Genomic DNA, 11,058 nt, shown 5'->3' with positions numbered 1-11,058 from the left:
GCAAGCCCCGGGAAGGCGCATCGCGAAGGCGCGCCAGCCCATGAAGTCCATTCGTGGCCATAGCGCCGTTCGCGGCGGTTGTGGTGCTGTTCAACGTGATAATCTTGTTCGCGCGAGCTCCCGATGACATTCCAACCTGTAGACAAATCCCCCGCCCTGGCCGGTGTGCCCGGCGCCAGCCCCTCCGGCGTGGAGACCCCGCTGGCGGCCGCCAAGCTGGCCACCGGCGTGGCCGGCATGGCCGGGGCAGACCCCGCCGCGCTGGCGCTCGGCAATACCGCACTCGATACGGCCGCGGCCGTGCAAGCGGGAGGTGGCGTGCAAGCGCTGGCGGGCGGCGGGATGGCCATGGCCGCCCAGGCCAGTCCGGAAGTAGCCAAGGCAATGGCCGTGGCCGGCCAGGCGCAAGCGATCGCCGGCCAGGCGCAAGCGCTGGCCGGCAAGGCGCAAGCGATGGGCGGGCAGGCGCAAGCGATGGCCGATGTCGCGAGCAGCAAGCTGGCGTCCGCGCCGGGCGCGCTGGCGCAGGCGGTGCCGGCCAACGTGGCCGCTCCCGCGCAACTGATCATCGCCGAGCATCCGCTGGCCGGCCAGGCGGTCAACGATTTCGCCACCCCGGAATCGTTGTTCATGCCGGCCCCGATCGACCCCTCGCGCGCGCCGGCGCCTGTCGCCGAGCCGGGCGCCGCTGCCAGTGCCGGCGCGGCCGGTGGTGGCGGCGCCGCCAACTTCGTCGATGGCACCCGCCTGCTGCGTTTCTATTCGCCGCTGCAAGGCGACAAAGCCCTGCTGATCGAATCGATGAGCGGCGTCACTTCGCTGTCGGAACAATACGTGTTCCAGCTCAATCTGCTGTCGAAGAATGCCTCGATCGATCTCAAGGATCTGATGGGCAAGAACGTCAGCGTCGGCGTCCAGCAAGCCGATGGCAGCGAGCATTTCATCAACGGCTACGTGAATTCCTTCGGTTTCACGCACTCGGATGGCGGCTTTGCCTTTTATCACGCCGAAATCGTGCCCTGGTTCACCTACCTCAAGCGGCGCGTGAACTCGCGCATCTTCCAGGATGAAACGGTCCTGGGCGTGCTCGACAAGATCTTCAAGGGCGATTACAGCGGCCTGGCCACCTACGAAGTCCGCACCAGCCAGACCTACAAGCCGGAAAACTACATCGTCCAGTACGACGAGACGGACGAGCATTTCACCAGCCGCCTGATGGAAAAGTACGGCTTGTTCTACTACTTCGAGCACAGCGCCTCGGGCCACATCATGGTCATCAGCGACGACTCGCGCAACAGCAGCTTCTGCCCGCCGCAAAAGGCGCATGCCGAAGTCACCTTCAATGGCGGCAACCGCACCCAGGACAAGGATAGCGTGACGGCGTTGACGGCCGAGCGCATCCTGCAGTCGACCAAGCTGGCCCTGAACACCTTCGACTTCAAGGCCCCCAACAGCATGCAGTACGTCGAGCAGCCGACCGTGTCGGTGCAGGGCGACGTGCCGTCGATGGAAATCTACGACGGCAATCCGGCCTTTTCGTACAAGAACAAGGACGATGGCAAGCGCGAGGCGCGCCAGCGCATGGAAGTGCTGGAATGGCAGGCCAAGATTTTCCACGGCGCCTCGGACTGCCGCGGCCTGGTCGCAGGCCACACCCTGAAACTGCTGGAACACCACTGGTTCGACGCGGCCGATGGCACCGACAACGATTTCCTGGTGCTGTCGGTGCAGTACAACGCACGCAATAACTACTTCCAGCGCGGCATGAGCGATGTGTACCGGAATACCTTCAGCGCGATCCGGCGCAAGATTCCATACCGCCCGCGCCAGGCCCACCGCCGCCCGCAAATGCCGGGACCGCAGACGGCCACCGTGGTCGGCCCGAAAGGCACCGAGATCCACACCGACGAATTCGGCCGCATCAAGGTGCAGTTCCACTGGGACCGCTACGGGCGCCGCGACGAGCGCAGCTCGTGCTGGATCCGCGTGTCGCAGCCGTGGGCCGGCCAGGGCTGGGGCACGATTTCGATTCCGCGCATCGGCCAGGAAGTGATCATCGATTACCTCGAAGGCGACCCCGACCGTCCAGTGTGCACCGGCCGCCTGTTCAATGCCGACCAGCCGGTGCCGTACGCGCTGCCGGACGCGGCCCACATGATGGGTTTCAAGAGCCGCTCGACCCCGGGCGGCGGCGGCTTTTCCGAAATGGTGATCCACGATTCCAAGGGCAAGGAATTGATCAATATCCATTCGCAAAAGGATATGGTCACCACGGTCCAGAACAAGCAGGACACGATCGTCCATGGTCCGTCCCAGACCAATACGGTGAGCAAGGGTTTCCACGTCACCACGGTCAAGCAGCATATCGAGACGACCTCGGAAACGGCGCACATCCACCAGACCGCCAACAAGAACATCGAACTGACGGCCGAAACCGAGCACATTTTCCAGACCGCCAAGACCGACATCGAAGCCAAGGCGCAGACCGGGCACGTGCTGGTGACGGCCAGTACCGACATCACCTTCCAGGTGGGCGCGAGCAAGATCGTGATGAAGGCCGACGGCACCATTCTGATCCAGGGCGTGCATGTGGATATCGTGGGCAGCAGCCGGATCGACCTGAACAAATAAGCGATGGGCGCCTGAAAAACCACGCTCTGCCACGCGAACGACCTGAGCTTTGAGCTGCCGGCCCGGCTCAAGGACCAGACCATGCACATGTTCACGCTCGGCGGCCAGGGCGCGAGCGAGTTCAGCCTGGTCCCGGAAATGGGGCGCCTCCTGCCCAGGCTCCAGCTCAGGCACAGCAAGGAAACGCTGCTCGACGGCGGGCCGGCGACCGGCCGCGCCCTTCATCTCATGGACGCCGAAAGAGTGAAGCAATGAGCGCAGAGCGTGTTTTTTTGTCCGACAAAGTGAGCGGCCACGATGCGGCGCTGGTGCGCACGCCTACGACGTAGCGTCCGCCTGCAGCACGGCCGGCATGATTTCGCGCGCTGGCCACGCAGCGGCTGGCCACCGGCCGTGCGGCGTAGCGGCCTGGCGCGCCGCGCAGGCGAGGCAGCCTGTTCCGGTTGACTTTTGCCATTGCCCGGTACACCATCGGCAAGCATGCCAGACGCATATTCCCCATCACTTCAAGGAGTAAGGTGATGACAATGTTTACCAAGGGCGCCCTTGCCATCGCCGCTACATTGGCGTTCGCAACACATGCCCTGGCGGCCGAACCGGCAACGGCGGAGGAAGCCTCGGCACTGGTGAAACGCGGTGTCGCTTTCGTGAAGGCGAACGGGAAGGACAAGCTGATGGCCGAAGTGGGCAACAGCAAGGGCCAATTCGTGAACGGGGAACTGTACCTGAGCGTCTGGGATGCCAAGGCCACCGTGCTGGCGCACGGCGCCAATCCCAAGATGGTCGGCAAGAACATCATCGAATTGAAGGATGCGGACGATAAGTACTTCATGAAGGAAATTGTCTCCAAGGCAGCCAGTCCGGGCACCGGCTGGGTCGACTATAAATGGGTCAATCCCGTCACCAAGCAGATACAGGCCAAGTCGGCCTATGTTGAAAAAGTCGACGACATCATTATTTCCGCAGGCTATTACAAGAAATAACAGCCAGGCGCACCCTCCGGCGCATCGTCGATGCGCCCTCCCCGTTTGATCCCCCGATTGCCAGCAGCGGCGCGCGGCCAGCCGCGACACCATGCCTCCCGCATACCTTGCGCCTCAGCAATAGCAATGCCGTAAATGCAAATGAGATTGATTAACGTTTACGCATATGGGAGATGTCGCTATAATCTGCCCCATCTATATGGGGAGTTAATCTTGAAGCAACAACAATCGCAACAGCCAAAGAGTCTTCGTAGCAAGAGCGACATGACGTTCAATACGATGAAGAAAACCAGTATTGCCATGGGCATTTCCAGTGCCTTGTTGATGATGCCGTTCGCCGCCAGCGCCCAGGCCACCGCGCCCGCAGCCGCAGCATCGGAAAAGGAGAGCAAAGTCCTGCCCGACGTGATCGTCTACGGCAAGTACCTCGACCCGAATCCGAACGCCGAAGTCGGCGCGCCGTACAAGGCCAAGACCTCGGGCGATGCGCGCCACACCCGTCCGCTGGCCGAAACGCCGCAGACCATCATGGTGATCACCAAGGCCGCGATCGACGATTCCGGCATGACCGAACTGAAACAAATTCTCAGCGCCCAGCCAGGCATCACCCTCGGCACCGGCGAAAACGGCAATGCCTTCGGCGACCGCTACATCATCCGCGGCCAGGAAGCGCGCAGCGACGTGTTCGTCGACGGCTTGCGCGATCCGGGCATGACCACCCGCGAAAGCTTCGCCATCGAGCAGCTGGAAATCTCGAAAGGCCCGAATTCGAGCTTCGCCGGCCGCGGCACCGCCGGCGGCGCCGTCAACGCGATCACCAAGCAAGCGACCCTGGACAAGGACTTCCAGCGCGTCACCGTGGGCGTGGGCACCGACAGCCACAAACGCGTCACCGCCGACTTCAACAAAGGCTTCGGCGACAACTTCGCCCTGCGCGCCAACGTGCTGTACGGCGATGAAGACGTGCCTGACCGCGCACCGTCGAGCCGCACCCGCAAGGGCGTGGCCGTGTCCGGCCTGCTGGAAGTGAGCAAGGACCTGTCCGTCACGCTCGACTACTACGGCCTGCGCACCGACGACAAGCTGCCCGACCTGGGCCACTTCCTGGTCGGCGCCGTGCCGAACCGCGTGCCGGCCACCAACGTGCCCGTGTACGCCCAGTCGAACGACTTCCTCAGCTCGGACGTCGACACCGTGACCGCGCGCATCAACTGGAGACTCGCCCCCGACCTGAGCCTGACCAGCCTGACCCGTTACGGCCAGTCCGGCAATGCCTACGTCACCACCGGCGCATCGAGCGGCACCCGCTACGTCGGCGATAGCGCCGCCACCCAGAAGTCCTTCGTCAGCGCCGCGCTCGACGGCGGCCACACCGGCTGGCAGGACGTGGATTATTTTGCCCACCAGAGTAATCTGCGCTGGGACAAGCAACTCATGGGCATGAAGCACGAATTCATCTTCGGCGTCGAATACACCGACCACCAGGTCGTATCGGGCAACTTCACGGTCGCCAACAGCGGCGCCTTCAATTGCCGCAGCACGGATAAAGTCGGCCCGAACAACGCCCGCTGCTTCAACGACGTCAATGGCGTCGCGGTCGCCGACCTGACCAACTTCGCCGGCCGCAGCAGCCGCCGCAACAGCTGGAACCAGGACTGGCAAGTCAAGTCCTTCTCGCTGACGGCGATGGACACGGTCGACCTGACCGAGCGCCTGACCGCCTTTGCCGGCATCCGCGCCGACCGCTTCGACCTGTCGCTGGTACGCCGCACCCCGGCCACCAACCTGATCACGGGCGACTACAGCTACACCGACACCCTGGTCAACGGCCACGCCGGCGTCAGCTTCAAGGTCATGCCGAAACTGATCGTCTACGGCAGCGCGGCCAGCTCGCAGGACATCAACGGCGGCGAAGCCGATTCGGGCACTAACAGCGGCTACGGCGGCGCGGTGCTGTACCAGAACAAGATTGCCGGCGCCAAGCCGGAAACCTCGATCAACCTGGAACTCGGTACCAAGTGGAACCTGCTGGGCGACAAGCTGCTGGCCACCGCCGCCGTGTTCCAGACCAAGAAGAAGGATGTGATGGAAGGTGCCAACTACGACACCGTCGGCACCTTCAACACGGGCAAGAACAAGGTACAAGGCGTGGAATTCGGCCTGACCGGCAACATCACCGACGACTTGTCGGCCCAGATCGGCGCTGCCGTGATGAGCTCGAAAGTCACCGGTTCGTCGGCGCCGGCCGGCATCGGCCGCGAACTGGCCAACTTTGCCAGGAAATCGTTCTCGGCCCAGGCCAAGTACCAGCTGACCGATGCCTTCTCGTTCGGCGCCGTGGCACGGTACGAAAGCGACCGTTGCGGCGGCCAGCCCGACACCGCCGCCGGCTACACCGCCGACAACCAGTGCGCGCAGCCGGTCCCGTCGTTCACCGTGTATGACGCGTTCGCGTCCTACCGCTTCTCGAAGAAGCTGGACCTGCGCCTGAACGTGCTCAACGTCGGCAACAAGGATTACTTCACGGCCGTGTACCGCTCGGGCGCCTTCCTGTACAAGGGTGATGCGCGCGCGGTCCGCCTGGCCCTGAACTACGAACTGTAAGCGCGGGCCGCGTCAAGTCTCGCGTCTAGTCTCTTAAGCAGTCAGCAAGTTCGCTACAATGCCGGGTAACCCCCGGCATTTTTCATTTTATGATGACCACACCTCTCCCTGGCGCCCAGCCGCCTCTTGGCAAGATCCCTGCGGAAATCGGCTGCGCCGCCGATTATGAAACCCTGGCCCAGCGCTTCATGGCGCCGCCCAGCTACGACTATGTGGCCGGCGGCAGCGGCCACGACCTGACGGTGGCCGCCAACCTGGCCGCGTTCGCGCGCTGGGATATCTATCCGCGCCTGCTGCGCGATGTCAGCGCCGGGCATACCCGGGTGACCCTGGCGGGCCAGCAATTCGCCCATCCGGTATTCCTGGCGCCGGTCGCCTTCCAGAACCTGGCGCACGCCGCCGGCGAGCTGCAAAGCGCGCGTGCGGCGCATGCGGTCGACAGTTGCCTGGTCAGCAGCACGCTCGCGTCCTGCAGCCTGGAAGACGTGGCGCGCGGCGCCGGGCCGCAGCGCTGGTTCCAGCTGTATTTCCAGCTGCGCCGCGAGGACACGCACGACTTGCTGGCGCGCGCCGTCAAGGCCGGCTACAGCGCCATCGTGGTCACGCTCGACGCCCCGATCCAGGTGCCCAGCAAGCGCGCCCTGCGCGCCGGCTTTCGCATGCCGGCCGACTGCGTGGCGGCCAACCTGCGCGGCTACGCCCCGGCCGAGACGGCGCCGGCCGCGCCCCAGCACAGCCGCATCTTCCAGGGCATCATGGGCAGCGCCCCGAGCTGGGACGACCTGCGCTGGCTGCTCGCCCAGACCACCTTGCCGGTGCTGGTCAAGGGCGTGCTGCATCCCGACGACGCCGTGGCCCTGCGCGCCATCGGCGTGGCCGGGGTGGTGGTGTCGAACCACGGCGGGCGCACCCTGGACGGCGCGCCGGCCAGCCTGGACGTGCTGCCGGCCATCCGCGCCGCCACCGGTCCCGGTTTCCCGCTGCTGCTCGACGGCGGCATCCGCTCCGGCACCGATATCTTCAAGGCGCTCGCGCTGGGGGCCGACGCGGTGCTGGTCGGGCGCCTGCAAATGTACGCGCTCAGCGTGGCCGGCGCGCTCGGCGTGGCGCACATGGTCAAGCTGCTGCGCGAGGAACTCGAAGTGTGCATGGCGCTGGCCGGCTGCGCCACCGTGGACGAAATCGGCAGCGGCGCCGTGCTGCGGCGGCCGGGCTCGCCATGCTGACCATCCTCGACGCGGTCTTGAGCAAGGATGAAGTGCGGCAATTTCGCGTCTACCTGGACCAGGCCGAGTGGCGCGATGGCGCGGCCACCGCCGGCACCCTGGCGCGCTCGGCCAAGAACAATGCCCAGATCGACGACGGTGCGGACGTGGCCGTCAGCTTGGGCAATCACATCCTGCGCACGCTCGGCAACACGCCGCTGTTCATCGCCGCCGCCCTGCCGCGCAAGATTTATCCGCCAAAATTTAATCGCTACGCTGTCGGCGCAACCTACGGCACGCACGTTGATAGCGCAGTGATGCAGATTCCCAACACGCACCTGAGCCTGCGCAGCGACTTGGCCGCCACCCTGTTCCTGTCCGAGCCGGACGAGTACGACGGCGGCGAGCTGGAAATCGACACCGAATTCGGCGTGCAGACCGTCAAGCTGGGTGCGGGCGACATGGTGCTGTATCCGGCCTCGAGCCTGCACCGGGTCACGCCGGTCACGCGCGGCGCGCGGGTCGCCTCGTTTTTTTGGATCGAAAGCCTGGTCGGCGACGACGCCGAGCGCACCTTGCTGTTCGACCTGGACCAGACCATCCAGAACCTGACACAAGGCCTGGCGGCCGACGACCGCAAGCTGCTCAAGCTGACCGGGATTTACCATAACCTGCTGCGCCGCTGGGCAGCGACCTGATTTTCATATTGATAAGGAAATACAATGACCTCGACCATCGTCAAACTGGCCCCGCTCGTCCTCGCCTTCGCCGTCAACGGTGCCTGGGCCCATGGCGACGTGAAATGCACCACGCGGCCGAAAGCGGAATGGAAGCCGCACACCGAACTGCACGAAAAGCTGACCAAGGAAGGCTGGGTGGTGCGCCGCATGGAAGCGACCGCGAGCTGCTACGAAGTGTATGCCAAGGACCCGCAGGGCAAGCGCATCGAAGCGTTCTTCGACCCGGTGACCTTCGCCCGCGTTGAAGAGAAATAAGCTGAAAGTCTGGGATGCGCCGGTGCGCCTGCTGCACTGGTCGCTGGTGGCGAGCATCGTTGCGGCATGGTGGAGCAGCGACCGGACCGGCGCCGCGCACGAGTACATCGGCTATGCGGCCGTGGCGATCGTGCTGGCGCGCCTGCTGTGGGGCTTTGCGGGCAACCGCTACGCGCGCTTCGCGCAGTTCGTGCGCGCCCCGGAGCCGACCGTGCAGTACCTGCGCGCCGTGGCCACGGGCCGCTCCGCGCGCCACCTGGGCCACAATCCGCTGGGCGGCTGGATGGTGCTCGCCTTGCTGGCCTGCGTGAGCCTGCTGGCACTGAGCGGCTGGGCCGCCACCACCGACCTGCTATGGGGCTACGCCTGGCCGGTGCGGCTGCACGTGGGCGTCGCCTGGACGCTGGTGGGGCTGGTGGTGCTGCATGTGTCCGGCGTGGTGTTTACCAGCTGGCAGCATCGCGAAAACCTGGTCATTGCCATGATCACCGGCCAGAAGAAGCCGCCTGCGGACGGCGACCAGGATTAATGTGGCGGGCGCCTCACGTCCGTATCCCCAGAAGCACAATCAACCCCGAGGATGCCATGTTTCGCGTCAGAAAATCAGCGCTTGCCCCGCTGTGCCTGGCATTGGCGGCGCTCGCGCCATCAGCCGGCGCGCAATGCCAAAATCAAGCCCAGGCCATTAAAAACACTGCGCGCGCCATCGGCGACATGGGCGCGGCGGCGCCGGCACAGGCCGAAAAATTGGCGAAAGTGAAGGCCATTTTTGATGAGCTGGCGAGAAAAATGGGATGGGACGAGACGCGCACGCTGGAATTTCAACGCGGCCTGGCGCAAAACGAGGACTACAGGGCGGTCGAGCTGCAACGCAAGCGATTGGAGCCGGCAAGGGAAGCACTGCGCACCAGGCTGTACGCCCTGGAAGGTACACCAAAGCACATCGAGGCCTGCAAGGTGAGCGCCGAACTGGCTGCGGTCACGGCGGAATTGGGGCGGCTCGACGACGTGCTGTTCGATTACTTGCTAGCAGGCGCAGCCGCCGTCCAGTAGCATACCGCCATGAAAAAATTCCCCGCCCTTGCCTTGCTGTCCCTGATCCTCGGTGGTTGCGCCACCAGCCCGACCACGCCCCGCCATGCGCCCACGCCAACGCCGGACCTGGCCGGTTTATGGGTGGGCAAGGCAAGCGCACAGACGCACACCTTGCTGGTGCGTCCCGACGGCACCGGCACGGTATGCTGGGAGTCGATGGGCAAGTACAGCGCGATGCCGTTGACGATCAGCGGCGACAAGATGATCGGCCTGACTGACGCCACCCTCAAGCGCAACGCCGACGGCAGCTTTGCCCAGTGTTCATGGGGCGTGTGCATGGAAATGAAGCGCACCATGGACGTGCCCGCCGCCTGCCGCGCGTGGCTCAAGCGGTAGGCGGCCGCAGCGCCGGCCGCTGAGACACGGGGGGATAACTGCAGTAACATCGGGATGGGTCACTTCGCACCAGGCTGCACCGCGTCGTACGCTCGTCCAGCCTCCTGTACCGTCAATACGACAGCATGAAATTTCGTTTTAGCAATAAAAACTAAAAGGGAACCATGAAGACGCACGCTGATAAAAGTGGCAGCCATACCAGTCAGGCGGGCTCGGCGACAGGGGGCCAGGAAACTGCTGAGCGCCCGTCGCTTTCTGCATTCAGTAATCAGCGTCCCGACGCTGCTATCCAAAAAAGACTGATGGAGACGGCCGATAACAGCCCGAAGTTAACCCAACTGAGAAGGATTGCGGCGCTGACGGCCAGCAGCAAAGCGGCGCGGCAAACCGATACCGCCGTCATACAAAGAAAAATAAACGCGACTACCCTGCCTGGCTTGTTGACTGAACAGCAGCGACTGCAAGAAGATGCCTTGAAATCGCCCCGGGAATATGCCGGAAAGCTGGTCACGGTAGGATTTGAGCATGAATTTGGCGCGTTTACCGATGAAACCTTGCATGGCGTTTCACATTTGAGAATTGGCGAGTCAACTGCAAGGTTGCCCTACAAAAACCTGCCATTCTATCTGGAGACCGATGCCGACAATGAAATTGAACTCGTTGATCCACCCTTCCTCATTGAAACCGTCGAACCCGGCAAGCCTGTTCCGCATCCGGCCGATATCGATATCGCCAACCAGATCATCGAAGGATTCCTCTATCAGCAGATTTTGAATTTCCCCACGCTCAATCAATTGGTTCAAGCATTCAGGGCAAGTGCCGCTATCGATTTCCGGGTTCCTCCAGTCAAGGTGCAGGCTGAAAACCTGTCCGGCCATACCAAAAAAAACTATACCGAATCCAGCAAAAAACTCAGCTCTGTCGACTTGCTTCGGCAGCGGCTGAAACCCAGTCAAAAATACGGAGGCGGGAAAATTGCTACGCAAGTCAATTTCGCCACGAATGCACAAACTTATTCCGACATACAAGAGCGGAATGCAAAGCCTCTGGAGTCGCCGTTCGCGCCGCTAGTGTTTGCGGAATCGTAACTATTCAGCCGCTACGCAGTTGGCCTGATCGGATCGCCAGCAAATGCACGGCGCAGCACTTCCAGCATGCTGTGCCCTTGTTTGCGTAGGGTGTCGAGGCAGGAGCGGATGGTGCAGAAGT

General features: G+C 63.5%; 11 protein-coding genes. All 11 read left to right on the top strand.

Annotation, left to right across the window (positions count from 1 at the left end):
* Nucleotides 1-123 precede the first annotated feature (123 nt).
* The gene (tssI, locus tag F2P44_RS25515) at nt 124-2,631 is read left to right on the top strand and encodes a type VI secretion system tip protein TssI/VgrG (RefSeq protein ID WP_167090629.1); all 2,508 of its coding nucleotides are present in this window, start codon (nt 124-126) and stop codon (nt 2,629-2,631) included.
* An 81-nt stretch (nt 2,632-2,712) separates the two neighbouring features.
* Nucleotides 2,713-2,886: a hypothetical protein gene (locus F2P44_RS25510; RefSeq protein ID WP_167090627.1), complete on the top strand. Its 174-nt coding sequence runs from the start codon at nt 2,713-2,715 to the stop codon at nt 2,884-2,886.
* Between the two features lie 266 nt (nt 2,887-3,152).
* Nucleotides 3,153-3,614: a cache domain-containing protein gene (locus F2P44_RS25505; protein WP_167090625.1), complete on the top strand. Its 462-nt coding sequence runs from the start codon at nt 3,153-3,155 to the stop codon at nt 3,612-3,614.
* Nucleotides 3,615-3,878: 264 nt separating this feature from the next.
* Nucleotides 3,879-6,218, top strand: coding sequence for a TonB-dependent receptor (locus tag F2P44_RS25500; RefSeq protein ID WP_229423753.1), 2,340 nt, complete (start codon nt 3,879-3,881; stop codon nt 6,216-6,218).
* A 92-nt stretch (nt 6,219-6,310) separates the two neighbouring features.
* Nucleotides 6,311-7,444 carry an alpha-hydroxy acid oxidase gene (locus F2P44_RS25495; protein ID WP_167090623.1) on the top strand — a complete coding sequence of 378 codons (1,134 nt, stop codon included), beginning with the start codon at nt 6,311-6,313 and terminating at the stop codon, nt 7,442-7,444.
* A complete protein-coding gene (locus tag F2P44_RS25490) occupies nt 7,438-8,121 on the top strand; it encodes a Fe2+-dependent dioxygenase (protein ID WP_167090621.1) in 684 nt (227 codons plus the stop codon). Before F2P44_RS25495 ends, F2P44_RS25490 begins: the two co-directional genes overlap by 7 nt.
* 24 nt (nt 8,122-8,145) lie before the next feature.
* A complete protein-coding gene (locus tag F2P44_RS25485) occupies nt 8,146-8,418 on the top strand; it encodes a PepSY domain-containing protein (RefSeq protein ID WP_167090619.1) in 273 nt (90 codons plus the stop codon).
* A complete protein-coding gene (locus F2P44_RS25480) occupies nt 8,405-8,947 on the top strand; it encodes a cytochrome b/b6 domain-containing protein (protein ID WP_229423752.1) in 543 nt (180 codons plus the stop codon). The genes F2P44_RS25485 and F2P44_RS25480 overlap by 14 nt, the downstream gene beginning before the upstream one ends.
* A 56-nt stretch (nt 8,948-9,003) precedes the next feature.
* Nucleotides 9,004-9,471 carry a hypothetical protein gene (locus F2P44_RS25475; RefSeq protein WP_167090617.1) on the top strand — a complete coding sequence of 156 codons (468 nt, stop codon included), beginning with the start codon at nt 9,004-9,006 and terminating at the stop codon, nt 9,469-9,471.
* A 9-nt stretch (nt 9,472-9,480) separates the two neighbouring features.
* On the top strand, nt 9,481-9,849 hold the full coding sequence (locus tag F2P44_RS25470; RefSeq protein WP_167090615.1) for a J517_1871 family lipoprotein: 369 nt from the start codon (nt 9,481-9,483) through the stop codon (nt 9,847-9,849).
* A gap of 164 nt (nt 9,850-10,013) precedes the next feature.
* Nucleotides 10,014-10,937, top strand: coding sequence for a hypothetical protein (locus F2P44_RS25465; protein ID WP_167090613.1), 924 nt, complete (start codon nt 10,014-10,016; stop codon nt 10,935-10,937).
* Nucleotides 10,938-11,058: the final 121 nt, after the last annotated feature.

This window comes from Massilia frigida (genome assembly GCF_011682175.1).
Classification (GTDB): Bacteria; Pseudomonadota; Gammaproteobacteria; order Burkholderiales; family Burkholderiaceae_D; genus Telluria_A; species Telluria_A frigida.
Note: the sequence above shows the minus strand (reverse complement) of the source record. Positions and strands in the feature narration are given on the sequence as shown.